The organism is Streptomyces capitiformicae (assembly GCF_002214185.1).
Taxonomy (GTDB): Bacteria; Actinomycetota; Actinomycetes; order Streptomycetales; family Streptomycetaceae; genus Streptomyces; species Streptomyces capitiformicae.
The window spans coordinates 10922438-10946757 of record NZ_CP022161.1 but is presented as its reverse complement, the minus strand read 5'-3'; the positions used below and the strand labels follow the sequence as shown (position 1 = coordinate 10946757).

Sequence of the window (24320 nt, the reverse complement as noted above, 5' to 3'; positions counted from 1 at the left end):
CTCGAGCCAGTAGCGCTGGTGTTGGAAGGGGTAGGTGGGCAGGTCGGTGGTGGTGGTGGCGTTCGGGTAGAGGGATGCGGGGTCGTGGAGGCTCCGGACTGTCCCGAGTTGCGTGGAGTCGAGTTGCCTGGTTTCAGGCTACCGGCGGGGTGCGGAGTTCGTACTCCACCGGACTGAGCATGCCCAGCGCGGAATGCCTGCGCTGTCGGTTGTGGAAGATTTCCAGGTACTCAAAGAGTGCGGTGGACAGCTCCAGACGCGTTCGCCACCGTCTGCGGTTGAGCAGTTCAACCTGGACCCGGGCCCAGAAGGACTCCATCATCGCGTTGTCCACGCAGTCCCCGATGGAGCCCATCGAGGGCAGCAGGCCGGAGGCCCTCGCGCGCTGGGTGAACGCCCAGGACCCGAACTGCACTCCGTGGTCGGAATGGATGATGGTGCCACCCGGCCGCGGGGAGCGGTTGCCGATGGCCATGGCCAGGGCGTTGGTGGTCAGGGCCGCAGTGGGCGAGGCGTCGATCGACCAGCCCACCACGCGTCGGGAGAACGTGTCCAGGACGACCGCGCAGTACACCCTTCCTTCCAGAGTGGGGTGCTCGGTGATGTCCGTGACCCATAACTGGTCGCGGGCGTGACGGGTGAAGTTGCGCTCCACCAGGTCGGTGACGGACGGGGTCACGTGCTTGGCGCGGTGGCGCCGGTTGCCGGGCAGGCCGTGCAGGCCGGCGCGCTGCATCAGCAGTTCCACGGTGCCGTGGCTGACATGGATGCTCAGGCCCAGACGGAGCTCGGCGTGCACCCGGCGGGAGCCGTAGGTACCGCGGGAGGCGGTGTGGATGCCCACGATGGCCTCGGTCAGCCACGCGTGCTTGACCAGCCGGTTCGACGGCGGACGGTCCCGCCAGGCGTAGTACCCGGACTCGGCGACATGCAGCACCCGGCAGGCCAGCTGCACCGGAAGGTGCTCACGGGCCATCACGCGGATGGCTTCGAACCGTCTTTTGGGGACGTCACCTCACCCAGCAGTTCGGCAGCCCGCCGGTGGATGGCCACCTCAGCCTCCAGCTCGGCGATACGCTTGCGGGCCGCAGCGAGCTCGGACAGGTCGCTGCTGTTCGTGCCGGGCAACTGCCCCGTATCGATGAGGTACTGGCGACGCCAGACATAGATCGTCTGGTCGCTGATGCCCAGGAGCCGGGCGACCTCAGCGACCTTCCTTCCGGATGCGACGAGATCGAGAACCTTGCGGCGGAATTCGGGCGGATATCTGCGGGGCATCACGGCCTCCGGAAGCTGCTGGATCGTCAATTGTCCAGCAATCCGACTCCATCAGACCCAGGGCAGACCACTCGTCGCGGCGGGCAAGTCGGTGGCCGTGCTGGAGGCCCGTGACCGGGTGGGCGGCCGGCTGCTCAACCACGACCTCGGCGACGGTCAGGTGACCGAGATCGGCGGGCAGTATGTGGGTCCGACCCAGGACCACATCCTGGCGCTGGCCAAGGAGGTCGGCGTGGAGACCTACCAGGCTGCCATTCCCGGCGAGGCCGTCTACGTCAACGACGGCAAGGCCAAGCGGTTCACGGGGCACACCCCGCCGGACCTGCTCGCGCTGCCGGACATGGGTATTGCGCTGGCCCGGGTCGGCCAGGCCGCGGCCAAGGTGGACCCGGCCGCACCGTGGAAGGCGGCGAACGCCCGTGAGCTGGACGCCATGACCTATGAGACCTGGCTGCGCAAGGCCGAGATCACCGGTGACGCCGTCGACATGATCAGCCTTTTCCTGAACTCCGCCTACGGCGGCGAGGCCCGCGACGCGTCCGCCCTGTTCAGCCTCTGGTACGTCTCGACGTTCGGCAACGAGACCCACCCCGGCACCATGGAGCGCGGCACCGGAACGACCGGTGGCGCCCAGGACAGCCGGTTCGTCGGCGGTTCACAGCTGGTCGCCCAGCGTCTCGCCGAGGAACTCGACGGCCGTGTCCACCTGTCGGCGCCGGTGCGGCGCATCAGCCAGGATGCCACTGGTGTCACCGTGGTCTCCGACGCCGGTGACTGGCGGGCCGAGCGGGTGATCGTCGCCGTGCCGCCGCTGGTGGCCTCGCGGATCGTGTGGGACCCGCTGCTGCCCGCCCAGCAGGACCAGCTTTTCCAGCGGCTGCCGTTCGGCACCCTCATGAAGTGTGTCGCCGTCTACGACAAGCCGTTCTGGCGCCAGGACGGGCTGTCCGGGATGGGCCTGCTGCGCGGCGGCTCGCCCATCCGCGAGATGTTCGACAACACCCCGCCCGACGGCGGGCCGGGCGTCCTGATGGGCTTCCTCGGCGGCCGGGAATGGCGCAAGTGGGCCCACCGCCCGGCCGCCGAGCGCCGCGGCGCGGTGCTGCGCTGCTTCGCCCAGGTCGTCGGGGACCGTGCCTTCGACACCGTCGAATACGTCGAGCAGGACTGGACCGCCGAGCAGTGGACCCAGGGCGGCCCCACCTCCGTCGCCGCCCCCGGCGTGCTCACCGACTTCGGCCAGTGGAGGGACCGCCCCCACCACCGCGTGCACTGGGCGGGCGCCGAGTTCTCCCCCTACTGGAACGGCTACATGGACGGCGCGGTCCGCTCCGGCCGCCACACCGCCACCGAACTCCTCCGGTGTCGTGGTGCCGTTGCAGCGACGCGAGCAGGACCAGACCGTGACCGCGCTGCGTGCGCTGGCCGAACTGTTCGTCCAGGGAACCCCGGTGGACTGGACGAAGACACTGCCCGGCGTATCGCCTCGCCAGGTTCCCCTTCCGACGTACGCCTTCCAGCGTGAGCGTTACTGGCTGCCGAGTTCGGCGCGGCACGGCTCCGGGGACGGCGTGCTGGATGCCGGTTTTTGGGATGTGGTTGAGCGGGGTGATGCGGAGGAGTTGTCGCGGGTTTTGGAGGTGTCGGGTGATGCCTCATTGGGTGAAATGGTGCCGGCTTTGGCGTCGTGGCGCCGAGGGCAGCGTGAGCGGTCTGAGGTGGAGGGCTGGCGTTATCGGGCGGTGTGGCGTCCGGTGGGGGCCGGGTCGGGTGCGGGTCTGGGTTTGTCGGGCCGGTGGCTGGTTGTGGTCCCGTCGGGTGGCGGTGAGCGGAATGTTATCTGTGAGGTGTTGGCGGCCCTGAGTGCGGCCGGCGCGGAGGTTGTGCCGGTCGAGGTGGGTGCCGACGCCGACCGGAACACCCTGGCTGGGCGACTGCGCGAGGTGGCCGAGGAGGTGGTCGGGGCGGTCTCCCTGCTGGCGTTGGGGGACGGTGAGGAGGAGGCGGCTGTTGCGGCGCCGGTGACCGATGCTCTCGTCCTTGTGCAGGCTTTGGGTGATGCCGGGGTTGGTGCTCCGTTGTGGTGTGTGACGCGGGGTGCGGTGTCGGTTGGGGGTGTTGAGCAGGTCGTTTCGGTGGCTCAGGCTGGTGTGTGGGGTTTGGGGCGGGTTGTCGGTCTGGAGCAGCCGGGGCGCTGGGGTGGGCTGCTGGACCTGCCGGACGTGGTGGATGCGGCTGCGGTGGAGCGGCTTGTCGCTGTCCTTGCGGGTGGGTTCCCGGCGGAGGACCAGGTGGCGGTGCGTGCTGCTGGTGTGTTCGTGCGGCGGATGGTGCCTGCTCCGGTACAGGCCAAGGCGGCGTCTTCTGGTGCGTGGCGCGCTGGTGGCACGGTGCTGGTGACGGGTGGTACCGGTGGGCTGGGTGCTGAGGTGGCGCGTTGGCTTGCGGGTGAGGGTGTGGGGCGTCTGCTGCTGGTGAGCCGGCGGGGTGTGGAGGCTCCGGGGGCGGCTGAACTTCTCGCTGAGCTGGCGGAGTTGGGTTGCGCGGCGAGTGCGGTGGCGTGTGATGTGTCGGATCGTGCGGCATTGGCGGGGGTGTTGGCGGGGGTTCCGGCGGAGTTTCCGTTGTGTGGTGTGGTGCATGCGGCGGGGGTGCTGGATGACGGTGTGGAACCCAGCCACAACGGCCGGTCCGCGGGCCGCTCCTTGCCGTACGTCGCCAGCAACGCCTGCGCCTCGATCGGATCCCCGAGTGGGGTGCCGGTGCCATGTGCCTCGACCGCGTCCACCTCGGCCGCCGTCAGCCCCGCCGAGACGAGCGCCTGACGGATCACCCGCTGCTGCGACGGACCGTTCGGAGCCGTGAGCCCGTTGCTCGCGCCGTCCTGGTTGACCGCACTGCCCCGCACCACTGCCAGGACCTGGTGGCCTCGCTCCCGCGCCAGGGACAGCGGCTCCACCAGCAGTACGCCCACGCCCTCCGCCAGTCCGAATCCGTCGGATTCGGTGGAGAACGCCTTGCAGCGGCCGTCGACCGACAGTCCGCGCTGCCTGGAGAAGCCGGTGAACCCGGCAGGCGTAGCCATCACCGTGACCCCACCGGCCAGGGCAAGGTCACATTCCCCGGCTCGTACCGCCTGGATCGCGAGGTGCAGGGCGACCAGCGAGGACGAGCACGCCGTGTCCACCGTCACCGCCGGCCCCTCCAGGCCCAGGGTGTAGGCCACCCGGCCGGAGATGATCGAAGTGACGCTGCCCGTCAGGGCGTAGCCCTCCAGTTCCGGCGACTGCCAGACAGCGTCGTAGCCCTGGTTCCAGGCTCCGGCGAAGACGCCGGTCTGGCTGCCGCGCAGCGAGGCCGGATCGATCCCCGCGCTCTCCAGCGCCTCCCAGCAGGTCTCCAGCAGCAGCCGCTGCTGCGGGTCCATGGCGAGCGCCTCGCGCGGCGAGATACCGAAGAAGCCCGCATCGAATCCGCCGGCATCGGCGAGAAACCCGCCCTGCCGGGTGTACGTCGTACCGCTGCGCTCCGGATCCGGGTCGTACAGCCCGTCCAGGTCCCAGCCACGGTCGACCGGGAAACCTGAGACCGCGTCACCGCCCGCAGCCATCAGGTTCCACAGCTCCTCCGGGGAACCGACGCCGCCCGGGAACCGGCAGGCCATCCCGACGATCGCCACCGGTTCGTCGGTCGACGCGGCGAGGGCAACCCGGGGCTTCGGCGCCGGGGCCACACCTATCAGTTCGGAATGCAGGTATACGGCAAGGGCGTTGGGGGTGGGGTAGTCGAAGACGAGGGTGGGCGGGAGACGGAGTCCGGTGACGGTGTTGAGCCGGTTGCGGAGGTCCACCGCCGCCAGCGAATCGAAGCCGAGCTCGTTGAACGCCTGGTCGGGGCGGACGGCGTCGGGGGTGGTGTGGCCCAGGACGGTCGCGGCGTTAGAGCGCACCAGTCCGGTCAGCACACTGCGTGCCTCGTTCTGAACGGCTTGAACAGGTGGACCGGGCGCTCCTCCTCGCGCTCGGGCAGGAACCGGTCGGGGTCGAACAGCTCGACGTTCTCGCCCCAGGCGGGGTCGCGGTGCAGCTGCGGGATGAGGATCTGGATCGACTCGCCCTTGCGCACGGCGTACTTGCCGCCGATGACCGTGTCCTCCAGCGGCTCCACCGCGAAGGCGGGCGCCGTCGGCCACAGCCGCAGGCTCTCGTTGAGTACCTGGCGGATGTACGTCAGCTTGCCGATGTCCCCGTAGTCGGGCTCGGGGGCGTCCGAGTCCCCCCACAGTGCGTCGACCTCGGCCTGGGCGCGGGCGAGGACCTCGGGGTGCTTGGTCAGGTAGTAAAGGGCGAAGGACAGGGCGCCACTGGTGGTCTCGTGGCCGGCGATGAGGAACGTGATCGCCTGGTAGCGGATGTTGATGTCGTCCAGGGGCTCGCCCGTCACCGCGTCACGGGTGTGCAGCATCCGCCCGAGCAGGTCGTCGGTGCTGGTGTCGCCGGACGCCCGGCGCTGCCGGATCACGTCGTCGACCAGGCCCTCCATCAAGGCCACGTCCTCGCGGAACTGCTCCGCCTCCTTCCACTTGAACAACTCCGCGCCGGGAATGGACTCCCCCTTGTCCTGGGCGAAGCCGAGCGCCCGTGACAGGGCGGTGATGAAGGGGTGCGGCTCGTCGCGGCTGAAGGACTCGAAGTCGTAGCCGAAGCCGCACAGGCCGATCGTGTCGAGGGTCAGCCGTGTCATGTCATCGGCGACGTTCACAGCCTCCGCACCGGCAGCCTGGTCCCACTTCCCGATCAGCTCACGGGCGACCTGAAGCATCGTCGCGTGGTAACCGCGCATCGCGCCCAGGGAGAACGCCGGCATCAGCACGTCGTGCGCCTTGCGCCAGTTGGGCTCGTCGTTGTACGCGGTGAACAGCCCGTCCCCGCCGATGCCCCGGAGGATCACGAGATCGGGGTGCACGTTCTTGCGGAACCGGCTCTCGTCCGCCAGCTCGGTGACCAGGTCGAGGCCGGAGGCGAAGTTGATCTCATTGCCGAAGACGCGGAGCTTGAACAGCGGCCCCAGCTCCTTGGCCTCCTTCATCACGTAGAGCAGGCCGTCGGCGCCACTGGGGATGTCGAACGCGTGGCCGACCAGGGGCAGGGCGGGACGCTGGGGAATCGGTTCGGTTCCACGCAGGGCCTCGTGAGTCATGAGCTTGCCTTTCGTTCCGGCGCAGGCTGTCGCTGGCCAGAACCATACACACGACATTGTCACTCGACAATGTCGCTCGATTGTGACGAGTGACACAGTCGATGAGGTTCCCCCGAGATGCGGAGGATGGTGACAGAGGGTCAGATGGGACTCATGAGAGGACCTATGACCATGGCTGCGCCCAGAAAGTACTCGTTGGAGTTGCGTGAGCGAGCGGTGCGGATGTACCGCACCTCCGATCCAAAGCCGCAGATCAAGAAGCTGGCCGTCGATCTCGGCGTGCACCCCGAGGCCCTGCGCGGCTGGATCCGGCAGGCCGAGGCCGACGCCGGCGAGCGCGACGACCGGCTGACCACCGACGAACGCGCCGAGCTCGCGGCGCTGCGCAAGGAGAACGTCCAGCTCAAGCGGGCGAATGAGGTCCTTCGGACGGCCTCGGCTTTTTTCGCGGCCCAGCTCGACCCGACCCGGCCCAGGTGACGGCGCTCCTCGACGAGCACCCGCACCTGGGGGTCGAGCCCGTACTGCGGGAACTGTCCGTCCCCTCCTCCACCTACTACCGGTGGCGCCGTGCCGAGCGTGAGCCGTGCGAACGCGTGCGCCGGGACGCGGAACTCACCGAGCAGATCAAGGAGATCCACGCCGACTCGGGTGGTGTCTACGGCTCGCCGCGCGTGCATGCCGTGCTCAAGCGCGAGGGCGTCCACGTGGGCCGCAAGCGGGTCGAGCGACTGATGCGGGAGGCCGCGATCGAGGGGATCAGCCCGCGCCGGAAGGGCTTCACACGCCGGGACCCCAAGGCCACCCTGGCCCCGGACATGGTCCAGCGCGACTTCACCGCGAGTGCGCCGAACCGGCTGTGGGTCACCGACCTGACGATGATCGCGACCGGCGAGGGCCCGCTGTGGCTCTCGGCGATCCGGGACGCGTTCTCCCGCCGGGTGGTGGCCTGGGAGACCTCCGCCCGTGCGGACGCCGACCTGGTGCTGTCCACGCTCGAGTACGCCCTCGCCTCCCGCGAGGTCGAGCCCGGACAGCTCATTCATCACGCGGATCACGGCTGTCAATATACGTCGATCAAGCTCACAACTCGCCTGCTGCGAGCGGGAGTTCAGGCATCCATGGGCTCGGTCGGAGACTCGTACGACAACGCCCTCGCGGAGAACCTGTGGATGATCACCAAGACGGAGTGCATCCGCGGCCGCGTCTTCGCCACCCGGGCCGAGGCGAACCTCGCGCTGTTCGAGTACATCGACGGCTTCTATAACACCCGGCGCATCCAGAAACGGCTCGGCTACCTCAGTCCGATCGAGTTCGAGGAGAAGCACTACGCCGACCAGGCAACGGCCGAACGAACGAACCTGAAACCCCGTCAACCCGCCCTGACCAGCTGATCAGCGCCTCCCGCACACCGGGGGAACCTCAGGGGCGATCGTTCGGCCGTCGCGTTCGGCCGCGTCCCAGTCGCGGGGGCGGAGTTGGTACTTCTCCGAGTCGAGGTACTCCTCGCTGCCCGGCTTGAGCGGGGTGTTCTCGCACAACTCGTAGCCGGAGTACACGCCCCAGGTCGGCGAGAGGGTCGCGGCCAGGACCGCGCGGAGTTCGAAGGCGGGGCGGCCGCCGTGCTGGAGGAAGGCGTGCAGGATGTCGGGGGTGTTGACGAAGAAGTTCGGCCGCATGTACGCCGCCGCCTCACCGGCCAGCTCGGTGGCGTACTCGGTGAGTTCGGCCTTGGTGTTGCGCCAGGTGAAGTAGGTGTAGGACTGCTGGAACCCGGCCGCGGCCAGGGTGTGCATCATCGCCGGGCGGGTGAAGGCCTCGGCCAGGAAGATCACGTCCGGGTCGGTGCGGTTGATGTCCGCGATCACCTGTTCCCAGAACACCACCGGTTTGGTGTGCGGGTTGTCGACCCGGAAGATCCGCACCCCGTGCTCCATCCAGTACCTGAGCACACGGGTGGTCTCGGCGATCAGGCCGGGCATGTCCGCGTCGAAGGCGATGGGATAGATGTCCTGGTACTTCTTCGGCGGGTTCTCCGCGTACGCGATCGTGCCGTCCGGGCGGTGGTGGAACCACTCCGGGTGCTTGTGCACCCAGGGGTGGTCCGGGGAGCACTGCAACGCGAAGTCCAGCGCCACCTCCAGCCCCACCGCCCGTGCCTCGGCCACGAAATGGTCGAAGTCCTCGATGGTGCCCAGATCGGGGTGGACGGCGTCGTGGCCGCCCTCGGCAGAACCGATCGCCCAGGGCACACCGACATCGTCGGGGGTGGGCGAGAGGGTGTTGTTACGGCCCTTGCGGAAGGTGGTCCCGATCGGATGGATGGGCGGCAGATAGACCACGTCGAAGCCCATCCCGGCGATCGCGGGCAGACGGCGGGCGGCGGTGCGGAAGGTCCCGTGGGGCTGCTCGGGGGTGCCCTCGGAACGCGGGAAGAACTCATACCAGGAACCGAACAGCGCCCGCTCACGCTCCACCAGCAACGGCAGCGGATCGCTGGACGTGACCAACTCCCGCAACGGATGGCGGGCCAGCACCTCATCCACCTCCGGCGTCAACGCCCCCGCCAGACGCGCCGCCACCGGCAGAGCATCGTCCCGCAGCCGCTCCGCAGCCGCCAACAGGGCACCCCGCGAAGCACCCTCGGGCACTCCCGCGGCGGCGCGCGCGTACAAGTCGGCGCCCTCCTCCAGGACCAGCTCGGTGTCGATGCCGGCCGGGATCTTGATCTGGGCGTGGTGCCGCCAGGTGGCCACCGGGTCGCCCCAGTCCGGGCGTTGGCTGGTGGTTGAGCCGGCTGGCGGTGCGGGTGGTGATGAGTGGGTCGAGTCGGTCGTCGGTGGTCTGGTGGCGTGTGGTGCCGAGGTGGAGCGGGTGGTGTGTGAGCCCGGCCTTGAGCGTGCCGAACTGGCCGCGCGTTGTGAGGGTATGGCGTCGGTCGTGGGTGTGGTGTCGCTGCTTGCCCTGTGCGATGGCGCGGCTGGTGGCGGGGTGCCGTATGCGGTGTCCGGGGGCGTGGAGTTGGTGCAGGCCCTTGGTGATGTGGGTGTGTCGGCTCCGTTGTGGGTGCTGACGCGGGGTGCTGTGTCGGTGGGTCGTTCGGATGGGCCCGTTGATCCGGTGCAGGGTGCGGTGTGGGGCTTGGGCCGTGTGGCGGCGCTGGAGTTCCCGGGCCGGTGGGGTGGTCTTGTTGACCTGCCTGTAGAGGTCGGTCGTCGTGTGTTCGGGCGGTTGGCTGCGGTGTTGGCGGGTGTTGGTGGTGAGGATCAGGTCGCGGTGCGGGCGTCGGGTGTGTTCGGGCGGCGACTTGTCCGGGCGGCTGTGGACCGTACGGTTCCTGGTGCCGAGGGGGGTGTCGGCTGGTGTCCGCGGGGGACGGTGTTGGTGACGGGTGGTACGGGTGCTTTGGGTGGTCAGGTGGCTCGGTGGGCTGCCGGAGCGGGTGCTTCCCATCTCGTACTGGTGAGCCGTCAGGGTCCGGATGCGCCGGGTGTGGCGGAACTGCGCGATGAGCTGGTCGAGTTGGGTGCGCGGGTCACTGTGGTCGCGTGTGATGTGACGGACCGCGCGGCGGTGGCCGTGTTGCTGGCGGAGCATCCGGTGGACGCTGTGGTGCATGCGGCGGGCACGGTGGTGAACCTGCCCTTCGATGAGGTGTCCGCCGAGAGCCTGGCGGCTGTGTGGTCCGGGAAGGTGGCGGGCGCGGCGAACCTGGATGCAGTGTTGGGTGACCGTCCGCTGGACGCGTTCGTGGTGTTCTCCTCCATTGCTGCCGTGTGGGGCAGTGGTGGCCAGGCGGGTTACGCGGCGGCGAACGCTTTTCTCGACGGGCTCGTCGAGGCGCGTCGGGCGCGCGGGCTCTCTGGCACATCGGTCGCGTGGGGTCCTTGGGCCGAGAGTGGTATGGCGGCCGGTGCGGACTCGGTCGAGGCGTTGCGGCGGCGTGGTCTGGAGCCGTTGGCGCCGGAGCGGGCCCTCAACGCGCTGGGCCGGGTGGTGGTGCCGGGCGGCGACGCGGTCGCCGTGGTCGCGGATGTCGACTGGGCACGGTTCACGCCCGCGTACACCAGCAGCCGCCCCAGCGCGCTGCTCACCGACCTCCCCGAAGCACACGCCCAGGGCAGACCACTCTATACGCTGACTCCCGCCGCCGGTTGGGGCTGGTGTTGAGCGTAGTAGTTGATCTCGTGCTCGTGGGGCGGGATGTGCCCGATCGCGGTGTGGAGACGCTGGTAGTTGAACCAGTCGGCCCATTCCGCTGTGGCGAGTTCGACGTCGGCCAGGCCATGCCAGGGCCTGCGGGGCTTTATCAACTCGGTTTTGTAGAGGCCGATCTGGGATTCCATGAGGGCGTTGTCCAGAGCGTCTCCGACCGTACCGATCGAGGCGTCGATGCCGGCCTCGAGGAGGTGCGCGGTGAACGCGAAAGACGTGTATTGACTGCCCGCATCCGAATGATGAACCAGCCCCGGACCAGCGGGAGTTCCGGCTCGGTCACGGCGCCACAAGGCCATGTCCACGGCGTCGAGGACGAGCTTGGCCCGCTTGCTGGTGGAGGCGGACCAGCCGACGATCGCCCGGGAGAACACATCCACGACGAACGCGACGTAGACGACCCCGGACCAGGTGGCGACATACGTGAAGTCGGCGACCCACCGCTGATTCGGGCGAGACGCGGTGAAGTCGCGCCTGAGCAGGTCAGCGGCCCGCTCGTGGCCGTCGTCCCGGATGGTGGTGCGGATCTTCCTCCCTCGTCGGGCGCCCTGGAGACCGAGGCCTTGCATCAGCCGGGCGACCGTGCAGCGGGCCACCGGTATGCCTTCACGATGCAGCTGCCGCCAGACCTTCCGCGACCCCGTAGACGCCGAAGTTGTCCGTGTGGACACGGCTGATCTGCCTCCTCAGCTCCGCGTCGCGGACTGTCCGGGTCCTGGGAGCGCGGTTCTTCGCCGCGTAGTAGGTGCTCGTCGCGATCTTGAGTCCGTGGCTGGTCAGGACTCGACAGATCGGCTCGACTCCGAACACCTCGCGGTGAGCGTCGATGAACGCTACGAGCGCTTCGACGGCCGGTCGAGCTCGGCCGCGAAGAAAGCCGACGCCGCCTTCAAGATCTCGTTCGCCCGCAGCTCGGCGTTCTCGGCCTTGAGCCGCTTGATCTCCGCGGCCTCGTCTGACGTGGTGCCGGGCCGCCGGCCGGCGTCGACCTCGGCCTTGCGGACCCACGTCCGCACCGTCTCTGCGGCACCGATGCCCAACTTCGCCGCAATTGCCTTCATCGCGGCCCACTCGGTCGGGTAGTTGGGACGGATCTCCGCGACCATGCGCACCGCACGCTCACGAAGCTCGGACGGATAGGGGGACGGACGCGCCATGACTCGATCCTCTCAGGGAATCGAGTGGTCTGCCCTGGGTCTGATGGAGTCGGATTGCTGGACAATTGACGATCCAGCAGCTTCCGGAGGCCGTGATGCCCCGCATTGCCAACCAGGCTGAGGGAACCTTTGGGCGCCTCCGTTACCCTTTGGGAGGCAACCGCCCCAGTTAAACTACCCATCAGACACTGTCCCCGATCCGGATCACGGACCCGGGTTAGACATCCAGCACGACCAGACTGGTATTTCAACGACGACTCCACCCGAACTGGCGTCCGAGCTTCACAGTCTCCCAGCTATCCTACACAAGCCGAACCGAACACCAATATCAAACTGTAGTAAAGGTCCCGGGGTCTTTCCGTCCTGCTGCGCGAAACGAGCATCTTTACTCGTAGTGCAATTTCACCGGGCCTATGGTTGAGACAGTCGAGAAGTCGTTACGCCATTCGTGCAGGTCGGAACTTACCCGACAAGGAATTTCGCTACCTTAGGATGGTTATAGTTACCACCGCCGTTTACTGGCGCTTAAGTTCTCAGCTTCGCCCCACCGAAATGGAGCTAACCGGTCCCCTTAACGTTCCAGCACCGGGCAGGCGTCAGTCCGTATACATCGCCTTACGGCTTCGCACGGACCTGTGTTTTTAGTAAACAGTCGCTTCTCGCTGGTCTCTGCGGCCACCCCCAGCTCAGAGCGCAAAGCTCATCACCAGGTGTGGCCCCCCTTCTCCCGAAGTTACGGGGGCATTTTGCCGAGTTCCTTAACCATAGTTCACCCGAACGCCTCGGTATTCTCTACCAGACCACCTGAGTCGGTTTAGGGTACGGGCCGCCATGAAACTCGCTAGAGGCTTTTCTCGACAGCATAGGATCATCCACTTCACCACAATCGGCTCGGCATCAGGTCTCAGACATATAGTGCGCGGATTTGCCTACACACCGTCCTACACCCTTACCCCGGGACAACCACCGCCCGGGATGGACTACCTTCCTGCGTCACCCCATCACTCACCTACTACCAGCTCGGATCAGCGGCTCCACCACTCCCCTTCACCCGAAGGATCCGGGGCGGCTTCACGGCCTTAGCATCACTGGATTCAATGTTTGACGCTTCACAGCGGGTACCGGAATATCAACCGGTTATCCATCGACTACGCCTGTCGGCCTCGCCTTAGGTCCCGACTTACCCTGGGCAGATCAGCTTGACCCAGGAACCCTTGGTCAATCGGCGCAAACGTTTCTCACGTTTGTATCGCTACTCATGCCTGCATTCTCACTCGTCAACCGTCCACAACTACCTTCCGGTGCTGCTTCACCCGGCAGACGACGCTCCCCTACCCATCACGATCCCCGTTAGGGGTACATATCGCAATGACACGACTTCGGCGGTACGCTTGAGCCCCGCTACATTGTCGGCGCGGAATCACTAGACCAGTGAGCTATTACGCACTCTTTCAAGGGTGGCTGCTTCTAAGCCAGGCCGACGGTGGTGGTCACCGGCTGGGTGTAGAGCAGGTGGTTGTAGTGCCGGATGTACCGGCCGGGGAAGTTGTACGACTCGTACGACACGGCCGCGGGGTCGGCGAGACCGGCCCGCTCGTGGAACGAGGCGTCATTGTCGAACAGGGTGGTGCCGTCGTCCTTCTCCACCCACACCTCGTTGAACTTGTGGCGCAGGTAGTAGCCGGGGAAGTTGGCCGATTCCAGGGAGACGGTGCCGTTGCCGGCCAGGCCGGGGACGACGCGGAACTGCGAGTCGGCGAGTTCGGTGACGTTGGACTCGGTCTTGGCCCGGAACTCCCAGTGCCGGATGTACTTGTCCGGGAAGTTGTACGAGGAGAAGCGGACGGGGGTGACACCGTCGGCGACGGGGATGCCGAAGTTGGGTGTGCCGTCGGCGTTCCAGTAGATCTTCTGGTAGCGGGTGCGGCGGTTGGGGTCCTTGAGCGGGTCGCCGACGATGTCCCGGTAGTTGCGGGCGTGGTAGACGAGGATGTCCGACTTGCCGTCCTCGGAGACCGTGAAGGTGTTGTGGCCGGGGCCGTACTGGCTGGTCTTGTCGTTGCTCTTGAGGACCGGCGTGGGGGTCTTGCTCCAGGAGGCCGGGTTCATCAGGTCGGCGGTGGCGTCGGCGGTCAGCAGGCCGAGGCAGTAGTTGGCGTTGGTGGCGCTGGCCGAGAAGGTCATGAAGACCTTGCCGTTCTTCTGGATGACGGCCGGGCCCTCGTTGACGCGGGCGCCGGCGGTCTCCCAGGCGTACTGGGGCTTGGAGATCATGGCCGGGGTGCCCTCGATGGTCCAGGGGTTGGCCATCTTCGCCAGGTAAATTTGCGTGCCCTTGCCGAACGCCGGGTCCTCCTGGGCCCAGCTCAGGTAGCGGGTGCCGTTGTGCGTGAAGGTGGTGGCGTCCAGCGAGAAGGTGTCCATGGGCAGGCTGATCCTGCCCTTCTCGGTCCAGGTGCCGGTGATCGGGTTGGCGGCGCTGGTCTCCAGGACGTACGGGCGGATCCGCCAGATGTCGTTGGACCAGCCGGCCGTGAAGTAGATGTACCACTTGCCGTCGATGAAGTGGATCTCCGGGGCCCAGATGTGGGCGCCCATCTCACCGGTGGCGTGCTTGGTCCAGATCGTGGTCTCCGGGGCCGTGGCGAGGCCCTGGAGGGTGGTGGCCCGGCGCATCACGATCCTGTCGTACGCGGGGACCGTGGCGGTGAAGTAGTAGAAGCCGTCGGTGTGCTTGAAGATGTGCGGGTCGGCGCGCTGCTCGGCTATCGGGTTGGTGAAGGTGACGGCGGGGGACGCGGGCACGGCGGCCTGGGCAGGGGTCGTCACGGTGGTGAGCACGGCGAGCGCCGCCGCATTACCTTTTTGGTGGCCCCGCAATGGGGCGCCCGGCCTTCGGAGTTGGTATGACTTTCTCCCCCTGTCGATCGCATGTCTTGGGGGGTGGTGTCACCGGCTCCGGAGGCATCGACAGACCGCTGATTAGGGGCATGACCACCGGCTTCTTCGCAGGTCGGGAGGCTCTTCGTAATGTGGATGTGGCGATCGGTGCCGTGGGACGGCCGGGCGAGGACGACCGAAGGACGCACGTGATCGACGTCAGTGACATCGGCGCCTTCCTCGGCCTGGACGTCGGCAAGGGCGAACACCACGCCACCGCCGTCACCCCGGCCGGGAAGAAGGCCTTCGACAAGCGGCTGCCCAACAGCGAGCCGAAACTCCGCGAAGTGTTCGGCAAACTGCAGGCCAAGCACGGGACCGTGCTCGTGGTGGTCGACCAGCCGGCCTCCATCGGCGCCCTGCCGCTGGCGGTGGCCCGGGACATGGGCTGCCCGGTCGCCTACCTGCCCGGCCTGACGATGCGACGGATCGCCGACCTCTATCCCGGCGAGGCCAAGACCGATGCCCGCGACGCGTTCGTCATCGCCGACGCGGCCCGCGTCATGCCCCACACACTCCGCTCGGTCGACCTCCAGGACGAGACCATCGCCGAGCTGGAGATGATCGTCGGCTTCGACGACGACCTGGCCGGCGAAGCAACCCGCACCAGCAACCGCCTGCGCGGCCTGCTCACCCAGATCCACCCGTCACTGGAACGCGTCCTGGGCCCGCGCGTCCAGCACCCGGCCGTGCTCAAACTCCTCGACCAGTTCGGCTCCCCGGCCCAGATCCGCAAAGCCGGACGCCGACGGCTCATTGCGCTGATACGCCCGAAGGCGCCGCGGATGGCCGAGCGACTCGTCGAAGACATCTTCACCGCACTGGACGAACAGAGCGTCGTCGTCCCGGGCACCGACGCGGCCGCTCTGATCGTCCCCAGCCTCGCCAACTCGCTCCAAGCAGTGCTTGACCAGCGGAAACTCCTGGCCACCCGGATCGAGGAACTGCTGGAGAACCACCCTCTTTCGAAGGTCCTGACGTCCATGCCGGGGATCGGCGTCAGGACCGGAGCCCGCATCCTCATCGACGTCGGCGACGGCAGTTCGTTCCCGACCGCCGCCCACCTCGCCGCCTACGCCGGCCTCGCCCCCACAACCCGCAGTTCTGGCTCCTCGATCCGCGGCGAACAACCCTCCCGCCGCGGAAACAAACAGCTCAAACGGGCCTTCTTCCTGTCCGCGTTCGCAGCTCTGGCCGACCCGGTCTCCCGGACCTACTACGACAAGAAGATCAGCCAGGGAAAGCACCACACCCAAGCCCTCCTCTGCCTCGCGAGACGACGAGCCGACGTGCTCTTCGCGATGCTCCGCGACGGCACCTTCTACGAACCCCAGCCCGCCCCACCAGCTTGACGAAACCCATAGGGGCACCCCCCTCGGTGGTGGCGACGGCTCCGGAGGTGAGGACGAGCAGGGGGGTCTTCTCGAGCCGGTCGTCGGCCAGCCACCCGCGCACCAGACGCAGCACCTCTTCCGTTCGCCGGTGCGTCGCCACGGCCGGTGAAAGGCCCGGCTCGGTCTCCGGGCGGTACACCACGAACCGCGGCGAACGCCCGGCCGCAGCGGCGGCGCCCGCCTCCTCCACCGTCGCGAAGCGCTCGGCACCGGCCGACGCCTCGCCCAGCACAGCACACGGCACCTCGTCGGCGTCGACGGGGTCCGGGAGGAGCAGCGGCGTCCAGTCCATATGGAACAGGGCGTCGTGGAGCCGGTGCGCGGTGGCGGAGACGGCTCGGTCCGGAACCGGGCGAGCGCTCACCGAACGGACCTCCGCGACGGGGCCGCCGCCCGCGTCGGCCAACTGCACCGCGGCGGCGCCGTCCTCGCCCACCGCGATCCGTACGCGCAGCACCGAGGCACCGGTGGCGAACAGCCGGACGCCGCGCCACTCGTCGGCCGAGCACGCGGCCCCGCCCGCCGACGTCGCGGACAGCACCGGCCGCACCGCCGCGTCGAGCAGCGCCGGATGCAGGGAGAACCCGGCATCTGTCTGCTCCTCCTCGAGCCGGATCTCGGCGAACAACTCGCCGTCCCGCCGCCAGGAGGCGGTCACGGCGCGGAAGACCGGCCCGTACGAGACACCGGTGCCGTGCAGCACCGCGTCCGCCTCCTCGGGCATGACCTCCTCCGCCCCGGCGGGCGGCCAGGCGCAGAGGTCGAACGGAACCCCGGACGCGGTGGCGCTCAGCAGACCGCGTGCGTGCTCGGTCCACGGCGCGTCACCGTCGTCGGCGCGGCTGTGCATGGTGACGGTACGACGGCCTGCGGCGTCCGCGGCACCGACAGCGACCTGCAACTGCACCGCACGGTCGTCCGGCACGGCCAGCGGAGCGGTCACGGTGAACTCGTCGAGCAGCGTGGCCCCGACCTCGTCACCGGCCCGGACCGCCAGCTCCACCAGCGCCGCGGACGGCACGACACAGACGCCGTGCACCCGATGGTCGGCGAGCCAGGAGTGGGTGCGCAGGGACACCCGGTTGGTGAACAGGGTCCGGTCGGCCCCGGCGACCGGCACGACCGTACCGAGCAACGGATGCCCGGTCGACCGTCCCGCACCGGGCGCCGCTGTCGAGGCCGCCGTGCTGTCCAGCCAGTAGCGCTGGTGTTGGAAGGGGTAGGTGGGCAGGTCGGTGGTGGTGGCGTGGGGGAAGTGGTGGTGCCAGTTGAGTGTGGTGCCGTGGGTATGGAGTTGGGCGAGGGTGGTGAGGACGGAGTCCGGTTCGGGCTGGTTCTTGCGCAGGAGCGGGAGGGCGTGGTCGATGGTGGCGCTGGCCAGGGCGGTGAGGGTGGGGGTGGGGCCGAGTTCGAGGGTGGTGGTGACGCCGTGGGTGGTCAGGGTTTGGATGGCTTGGTGGAAGTGGACGGTGTGGCGGAGTTGGTTGGTCCAGTAGTGGGGGGTGGTGAGGTCGTGGGGGGCGATCCACAGACATCCGAGCTTGCTAAGAAGTCAAGCCGCGAGCGTTACCGGCGCCGTGGACACGGCGGGGAACGCCTTGCCGGGATCGAACTTCTGCCCGGTCTGCAGGCAGTGGTGGAGACATCCCAGGAAGCGGTTGAAGACGTTGCGCATGGCGGCGGTGTGCCGGTCGCCGAGGTCCCGGCGTCGGTCGTATTCGGCCTTGACCTGTGGGGAGGGTAGTGCGCCGAAGATCCATACGTAGCCTGCGGCGGCCAGGCGCTGGTTCTTCACCCGCCGATGGCGCACGAGGTGGCTCTTGCCACTGGCGATGGTGACCGGTGCCGAGCCGTCATACGCCTTCAGGGCGCGGGCGTCGGCGAAGCGGGTGCGGTCGTCACCGATCTCGGCCAGGACGCGTGCGCCGGTGAGCGGCCCGATTCCGGGGAAGCTGGCCAGGATTTCGGCGTCCGGATGCCCGGCGAACGCCTCGGCCGCAGCCTCGGCGAGGTCGTCGGCTGCCCGGCAGGCGGCATCCAACTGGGCGACCAGCGCGAGGGTTTGGCGCCCCATCGCCCGTTCAACGAGCGGCGGCTGGTGCAGGTAGTCGCCGGTGAAAATGGTGCGCAGCCGTTCCACCCAGACCTCGATGTTCCGCTGTCGTCCGGATCTGCGCAGGGCGGCCCGCAGCTGGGCACGGGTCAGGCGGGCGGCCGTGTCCGGGGCGGGTGCCGTGGCGAGGACCGCGCGTGCTTCCCGGGAATCCAGCCCGACGCCGCGGACGGCGAACGCCGCGAGGGCCGCCGGGTAGTACTGCTTGAGGTGCGAGCGCAGCTGGTTGTTGAGCTGGGCGCGGTTCCACACCGTGTCCTGCTGGGCGCGGGCGAGGACAGCGATCGCCCGGACCAGTTCGGAGTCGGCGGGCAGCGGTCTGTGCACGTCGGCGTCGGTCCGCAGGATATTGGCCAGCGTCATCGCGTCGGCGTGGTCGGACTTCGCGCGGGCACTGCGGTGCCGCTCGCGGTAGCGGGCCACCGCCATCGGGTTGATCGAGTACACCTTGCGGCCGGTGGTACGCAGGCAGGCGAACACCAGGCCGCGGGCGGTCTCCACCGCGACCGGTATCGGGGCTTCAGCGCAGTCACCGGCTTCTGCGAGCAGGGCAAGCAGCTGGCGGAAGCCGTCCGCGTCGTCCTTGATGCGCTGCTTGGCGACCAGCTTTCCCGTCTCGTCGACCAGCGCCACGTCGTGGTGGTCTTCCGCCCAGTCGATCCCGCAGGTGATCGTCAACTTCCGGCTCCCTACTCTTCGTGCTCGTCCTGGTGTGTGAGCCTGCGCAGGGCGCGCCGCGACCTAATAGGAGGGCTCGATGGCCCGACATCCGATGAGCAGTTCGCAGCCCCAGCTCCCCGCACGGTCCCCGGTCTCTGGAAGGAGCTCGGCGGCTCGCGTGGTGAGGGAGAGGTGGCCGTACGGACGGCTCAGGTCACGATCATGACGTCATCGTGGAGATGTGCGACGTACTCCGGCAGATACACGGTGACGGGGCCCTCTGCCTGTGGAGAGGAGTCCAGCTCCAGGTCTTGAGTAGGGGTCACCCGTCACCGCGCACTGCTATTAGGTCTTGAGCATTGCTCGGGAGGGCACCACGACCGTCACCACCACGGCCGCGCAGGTCGGCCTGTCCGGCAGCTCGTTCACCCTCACCGACCTGTGGACCGGTGGTACGTCGAGCACGTCCGGCCAGATCTCGGCGAGCGTTCCCGCGCACGGCGTGGCCGTGTTCAAGATTTCCGGCGGCAGCCCGCTGGCCTCGACCACCGGGCGCCTGCGCGGTACCGGGTCCGGCCGCTGCCTGGACGTGGAAGGCGCCACCACCGCCGCCGGGTCGAGGACGCTGATCTGGGACTGCCACACGGCCGCCAACCAGCTGTGGACCACGTGGGCCGGAGGCGAGATCCGCGTCTACGGCGACAAGTGCCTGGACGCCTCAGGCCAGGGCACCGCCAACGGCACACCGGTCGTCATCTGGCCCTGCAACGGCCAGAACAACCAGAAGTGGACCGTGCAGGCCGACGGGTCGATCCGCAACGTCAACGCCGGGCGGTGCCTCGACGTCAACGGGGCCGGCACCGCCAACGGGACCCCAGTCATCCTGTGGGACTGCAACGGCCAGAACAACCAGAAGTGGACCACGCTCCCTTAACCCGCCACCCCTACCACCGCGCGGGGAGACGCCCGATCGGTTGAGGGCAGTCCCACGACAGCATGCCAAGTTGCGGGGACTGCCCTTTCCCACCGGGACCGGGACTTCGAACCCATCGCCGCAGGCACCGGCCGGGCGGGAGTCGTCCGCTCGTCGATACACCACCTCGGCGGACGTGACCGGCCCCCGCCGATCGGAGGGGGCCGGTCGGCCGACCGGCGGGACACCTCCCGAAGCCCGGCGGATGGTCGACCGCCCCCGCCTCGGCAAGGTTGTCCCGGGTGACCGAGATCGAAAGCGCCAAGGAGGCGCCTCCCCAGCCCTTACCCGCACCCGAGTCCGCCACAGCGACGGAACGCCCTTCGTCGGCGGCGCGGCTGGTCGGGGTGGACCTCGCCCGTGCGGTGGCCGTGTTCGGAATGTTCGCCGTGCATGTCGGCCCCTTCAACCCCTTCCCCACGTCCGGCGACGGTGTTGGCACCTGGTCCGTCTGGCTGGCGAGCGGCCGGGCCTCGGCGCTGTTCGCCACCCTCGCCGGGTTCTCGTTGGTGCTGATCGCCGGCCGCCTGGAGCCGAAGACCGGACTGGCCGGCCGGCAGGCGAAGGCCAGGATCGTGATCCGGGCCGTGATCCTGCTCGTGGTGGGCACCGCGTTGGCGATGACCGACTTCGGCGGCGCCGGGATCCTCAACTTCTACGCGGTGTACTTCCTGCTGGCCCTGCCCCTGCTGCGGCTGCGGGCCAGGGCGCTCGCGACCATCGCGGTCGCCCTCGCGCTCGTCACGCCGCAGGTGGCGTACGCCCTGCGGGCGCTGCTCAGCGAGTCGACCGTGAACACCATCGACTCGTACGACCCGATCGCGCGACTCTCCGGCGTGGGCGTGCTCGACTTCCTGCTCACCGGCTTCTACCCGGCGATCACCTGGATGACCTTCGTGGTCACCGGCATGGCGTTGGGCCGGCTGGATCTGGCCTCCGGCGCGGTGCGGCGGCGGCTTGCCGTGGTCGGTCCCGCGCTGATCGCGTTCGGATACGGCGTCTCGTGGCTGGCGCTCCGGGTGACCACCATCCAGGACCTGCTGAACTGCTGGACCGGCACCTGCACCACCTGCCACCGCCCCCTGCCCAGAACATCCACCACCAGCCAGAACCCAAGAGCCAGAGCAACCTAACGGAGCCCTACTAGCCGAAGTACGCCTTCTCGTTCACGTGGAACATGTAGTTGCGCCAGTTCTCCTTGATGTACGTGAACCGCGTCGGGTCGTAGCTCCACAGCTGGTCCAGCGAAGCGGAGATCACGTCCTGGTTCGCGCGGACGAAGTCCAGGACGGCCTCCGAGACCGGCGCGTACGACCAGTGCCAGCGCTCCTCGCTGATCGCCGGCTTGGTCCTGGCCGACTCCGCTGTGTACGGCTGGAGGAAGCCGAAGCGGGCCGCGTTGCCGCGCAGCCACCTGTAGTTGGCGGCCTCTGGGCCGTCGTCCGCCCAGTCCTGGGGCGTTGTGCCGAAGAAGTCCGCATCGGAGCCCAGGTGGTGGCGCGAGACACCGGGCGCCGTTGACGTGCGGAGTATCTCGATCTGGCGTTCGTCGGCGGTCAGGGACTCCCACACCGAGCGGTGGGAGTCCCTGTCGGGATCCCACTGAGGGTCCGAGCCCAGCTGGGTGGCGTACTTGGCGCGTACCTCGTCGGTGATGATGCCGAAGGTTCCGGCGCCGCCCGAACCGGTGCGCAGGAACTCGTACTTACGATCCCATATCTTGCGTTGCGTCGCCGCGGCGCGCACCCAGGAGACGACGACCGCGTCACGGGCGGTGCCCAGGTCGGCCGCTGCCGCGTCGGCCAAGGCGTTGACCTGGGTGTCCATCTCCTTCTTGATCATGTCGGGGGCGGACCCTGTGCCGGTTATCCAGGCGGCGACGGCCGTCGGGTCGGCGGCGTTCAGGATCCTCCTGACGGACCGCTTACGGCGGTCGATGCCCCACTGCGAGCGAAACTTCCGCGGCGGCGGGACCGGGTCCGAGGCAAGGGCCGCCCGGCCGATCCCGGCCGCGCCGACCGCGGCCGCCCCCGCCGCGGCCAGCCCGATGAACCGGCGTCGGCTGGGCGTCCTGCGGCGGTGAGCGGCGAGTGACTTGTCGTGTGAGCTGTGCATGGTCTTCCGTCCTCGACACCGGCTCCGTACACCGGTGGTGGCCGAGCTTCGCACGGCGTCCTGTGCGCCGACAGAGGAGAATGTCGTCTAACAGCGCCTGAAATTGCACAAATTCGGTGAACCACCTGTGTGCACGGCCTACGTTAGGTCGGCAGTGTCGCCGGACGACCGAGCGCGCCGCTCACGGCGCGTCGCCGCGACGGACTCGTACCTGCGGACCGAGTCGCGCCACGAACGGCCTTCCGGGCACGCTCTCCAACCGTAGTGACGGCGTAGACGCTCTCACGGGTCTCACGCCGGCCGGTCTGCTTGCGGCGGCGGTGGACGCGGATGGCCAGGCGGGCGTGGGGAAAGGCGATTCCGCCGAGTTCGTCGGCGATCCCGCAGGTCTTGATCGAGCGGGACTCTCGGCGTCCGTGCCCCGTCCCGGAGGCGGTGTGCTGGACCGCGATGGACGGCCAGGGCAGGGCGGCGAGTTGGGCGTGGGCGGTGGGCGTAGGGTCGGCCACGCGGCGAGGTACCAGCTGCGAGCTGATCCTTTTCCGCGTGGCCTCCCTCCGAACCGGACGTGCGAGCTGTGTTGGCGGGGGTTCCGGCGGAGTTTCCGTTGTGTGGTGTGGTGCATGCGGCGGGGGTGCTGGATGACGGTGTGGTGGAGGCTCTGTCGCCGGAGCGGTTTGCGGGGGTGTGGGGGGCGAAGGTTGATGCGGCGGTTCATCTGGATGAGTTGACTGCTGGGCTTGTGGAGCCGTTGTCGTTGTTTGTGGCGTTCTCGTCGGTGGCGGGTTCGTGGGGTGGTGAGGGTCAGGGCAACTATGCGGCGGCGAATGCCGCGTTGGAGGCGTTGGTCGAGCGGCGGCGTGCGCGGGGGCTGGTCGGGTCGTGTGTGGCGTGGGGTCCGTGGGCCGGTGTGGGTATGGCCGCTGACGAGGCTGTGGTGGGTCGCCTGCACCGCATGGGCACGAAGCCGATGCGAGCGTCGGACGCGATGCGTGAGCTGGGGCGTGTGATCGCCGAGGACGAGGGGCTGCTCACGGTTCTGGCGGTGGACTGGGAACGTTTGCTGCTGACCTTCACCGGTAGTCGCCCCAGCGCGCTCTTCGATGAGATTCCGCAGGTGCAGGTGGTTCGGAGGGTGGATCCCGCGTCGGGTGCGGGTGCGGGCTCTGAGGGTCTGCGGGCGCGGTTGGCGGGGCTGTCGGAGTCGGATCAGCGTGGGTTGTTGCTGGCGTTGGTGCGGGAGCAGGCTGCGTTGGTGTTGGGGCATGCGTCGAGTCAGGCGGTGATGCCGGGGCGTGCCTTCAAGGATCTGGGCTTCGACTCACTCTCGGCCGTGCAGTTCCGGAACCGGGTGAATGCTGTGACGGGTCTGGCGACGCCGCCGTCGTTGGTGTTCGACTATCCGACGCCGAACGAGCTTGCCGGGTATGTGTGGGGTGAGCTCGCCGGGGTTGTGGACGCGGCTGCTCAGCTGCCGGTCAGGACCGTTTCGGTGGCCGACGATCCGGTGGTGATCGTGGGTATGGCGTGCCGTTTCCCGGGTGGGGTGGGTTCGCCGGGTGAGTTGTGGGATCTGGTGGTGTCGGGGGCCGATGCGGTGTCGGGGTTCCCTGTGGACCGGGGCTGGGATCTGGAGGGGCTGTTCGACCCGGACCCGGAGAACCACGGCACGTCGTATACGCGGCATGGGGCGTTTCTGTCGGATGTGGCTGGGTTTGATGCGGGGTTCTTCGGTATTTCGCCGCGTGAGGCGTTGGCGATGGATCCGCAGCAGCGGCTGTTGCTGGAGACGTGCTGGGAGGCGTTGGAGGATGCCGGGATCGATCCGGCGTCGTTGCGGGGTGGTCGGGGTGGTGTGTTCATGGGCACCAACGGCCAGGACTACGCCAGTCTGCTGGAGCACACCTCAGATGGTGCCGAGGGGTACGCGGGCATTGGTAACGCGGCCAGCGTGATGTCGGGCCGTATCGCGTACACGCTGGGGTTGGAGGGGCCGGCGGTGACCGTAGACACGGCCTGCTCGGCGTCCCTGGTCGCTCTCCACTGGGCTGTGCAGGCGTTGCGGTCGGGTGAGTGTGATGTGGCGCTGGCCGGCGGTGTGACGGTGATGTCCACGCCGGGGGTGTTTGTGGAGTTCTCGCGGCAGCGGGGGCTTGCTGTGGACGGCCGGTGCAAGGCGTTCGGGGCGGGTGCGGACGGTACGGGCTGGGGTGAGGGTGCGGGCGTGCTGCTGGTGGAGCGGCTGTCCGACGCCGAACGGCTCGGTCAAACCAGAA

8 protein-coding genes, 11 pseudogenes and 3 other annotated features are annotated in these 24320 nt (G+C 68.4%); of the genes and pseudogenes, 9 read left to right on the top strand and 10 right to left on the bottom strand.

Going from position 1 to position 24320, the window contains the following annotated elements:
* Positions 1–133 precede the first annotated feature (133 nt).
* Positions 134–1278 (bottom strand): annotated as a pseudogene (locus CES90_RS48875) (IS3 family transposase).
* Here CES90_RS48875 and CES90_RS48870 point away from each other — a divergent pair.
* Positions 1277–2803 carry a flavin monoamine oxidase family protein gene (locus tag CES90_RS48870; protein WP_408646670.1) on the top strand — a complete coding sequence of 509 codons (1527 nt, stop codon included), beginning with the start codon at positions 1277–1279 and terminating at the stop codon, positions 2801–2803. The pseudogene CES90_RS48875 and the gene CES90_RS48870 overlap by 2 nt on opposite strands.
* A pseudogene (locus CES90_RS52395) lies at positions 2730–3887 on the top strand (SDR family NAD(P)-dependent oxidoreductase); the annotation flags it as partial. The gene CES90_RS48870 and the pseudogene CES90_RS52395, both read left to right, overlap by 74 nt.
* A gap of 47 nt (positions 3888–3934) precedes the next feature.
* Here CES90_RS52395 and CES90_RS51150 read toward each other — a convergent pair.
* Positions 3935–5260, bottom strand: a pseudogene (locus CES90_RS51150) (beta-ketoacyl synthase N-terminal-like domain-containing protein); the annotation flags it as partial.
* A pseudogene (locus tag CES90_RS51145) lies at positions 5239–6477 on the bottom strand (cytochrome P450); the annotation flags it as partial. The pseudogenes CES90_RS51150 and CES90_RS51145, both read right to left, overlap by 22 nt.
* 171 nt (positions 6478–6648) lie before the next feature.
* Here CES90_RS51145 and CES90_RS48860 point away from each other — a divergent pair.
* Complete coding sequence (locus CES90_RS48860; protein WP_179436216.1) at positions 6649–6957, top strand: transposase; 309 nt, start codon at positions 6649–6651, stop codon at positions 6955–6957.
* Complete coding sequence (locus CES90_RS48855) at positions 6954–7871, top strand: IS3 family transposase (protein ID WP_208921817.1); 918 nt, start codon at positions 6954–6956, stop codon at positions 7869–7871. The genes CES90_RS48860 and CES90_RS48855 overlap by 4 nt, the downstream gene beginning before the upstream one ends.
* Before the next feature lie 30 nt (positions 7872–7901).
* Here CES90_RS48855 and CES90_RS48850 read toward each other — a convergent pair.
* Positions 7902–9245 (bottom strand): annotated as a pseudogene (locus CES90_RS48850) (maltotransferase domain-containing protein); the annotation flags it as partial.
* On the opposite strand from CES90_RS48850, the gene CES90_RS48845 reads away from it, so the two are divergent.
* Complete coding sequence (locus CES90_RS48845) at positions 9187–10647, top strand: beta-ketoacyl reductase (RefSeq protein ID WP_332836446.1); 1461 nt, start codon at positions 9187–9189, stop codon at positions 10645–10647. The pseudogene CES90_RS48850 and the gene CES90_RS48845 sit on opposite strands and share 59 nt — an antisense overlap.
* Here CES90_RS48845 and CES90_RS48840 read toward each other — a convergent pair.
* Both CES90_RS48840 and CES90_RS48835 read right to left on the bottom strand, forming a co-directional pair.
* Positions 10608–11849 (bottom strand): annotated as a pseudogene (locus tag CES90_RS48840) (IS3 family transposase). The gene CES90_RS48845 and the pseudogene CES90_RS48840 sit on opposite strands and share 40 nt — an antisense overlap.
* Before the next feature lie 158 nt (positions 11850–12007).
* Positions 12008–12189: a sequence feature (23S ribosomal RNA rRNA prediction is too short), on the bottom strand.
* 58 nt (positions 12190–12247) lie between these two features.
* Positions 12248–13109: a sequence feature (23S ribosomal RNA rRNA prediction is too short), on the bottom strand.
* Positions 13110–13240: 131 nt separating this feature from the next.
* Positions 13241–13348, bottom strand: a sequence feature (23S ribosomal RNA rRNA prediction is too short).
* 1 nt (position 13349) lies between these two features.
* Positions 13350–14654 (bottom strand): annotated as a pseudogene (locus tag CES90_RS48835) (family 43 glycosylhydrolase); the annotation flags it as partial.
* Between the two features lie 284 nt (positions 14655–14938).
* Between CES90_RS48835 and CES90_RS48830 the strand changes: the two are divergent.
* Positions 14939–16141, top strand: a complete 1203-nt coding sequence (locus CES90_RS48830) for an IS110 family RNA-guided transposase (RefSeq protein WP_208921813.1) — start codon at positions 14939–14941, stop codon at positions 16139–16141.
* 382 nt (positions 16142–16523) lie between these two features.
* Here the strand turns inward: CES90_RS48830 and CES90_RS51140 are convergent.
* Together CES90_RS51140 and CES90_RS48825 are read right to left on the bottom strand one after the other, a co-directional pair.
* A pseudogene (locus CES90_RS51140) lies at positions 16524–17318 on the bottom strand (polyketide synthase dehydratase domain-containing protein); the annotation flags it as partial.
* A 417-nt stretch (positions 17319–17735) separates the two neighbouring features.
* Positions 17736–18974: an IS110 family RNA-guided transposase gene (locus CES90_RS48825; RefSeq protein ID WP_208921811.1), complete on the bottom strand. Its 1239-nt coding sequence runs from the start codon at positions 18972–18974 to the stop codon at positions 17736–17738.
* Between the two features lie 352 nt (positions 18975–19326).
* Here CES90_RS48825 and CES90_RS48820 point away from each other — a divergent pair.
* A pseudogene (locus CES90_RS48820) lies at positions 19327–19890 on the top strand (RICIN domain-containing protein); the annotation flags it as partial.
* A 281-nt stretch (positions 19891–20171) separates the two neighbouring features.
* Positions 20172–20954 (top strand): annotated as a pseudogene (locus CES90_RS48815) (heparan-alpha-glucosaminide N-acetyltransferase domain-containing protein); the annotation flags it as partial.
* 118 nt (positions 20955–21072) lie between these two features.
* On the opposite strand, the gene CES90_RS48810 reads toward CES90_RS48815, so the two are convergent.
* Both CES90_RS48810 and CES90_RS51135 read right to left on the bottom strand, forming a co-directional pair.
* A complete protein-coding gene (locus tag CES90_RS48810) occupies positions 21073–22044 on the bottom strand; it encodes a D-alanyl-D-alanine carboxypeptidase family protein (RefSeq protein WP_189788812.1) in 972 nt (323 codons plus the stop codon).
* A 143-nt stretch (positions 22045–22187) separates the two neighbouring features.
* Entirely contained in the window at positions 22188–22553 is a 366-nt protein-coding gene (locus CES90_RS51135) for a hypothetical protein (RefSeq protein WP_232791410.1), read from the bottom strand.
* Between the two features lie 68 nt (positions 22554–22621).
* Here CES90_RS51135 and CES90_RS48800 point away from each other — a divergent pair.
* Positions 22622–24310, top strand: a pseudogene (locus CES90_RS48800) (beta-ketoacyl synthase N-terminal-like domain-containing protein); the annotation flags it as partial.
* Positions 24311–24320: the final 10 nt, after the last annotated feature.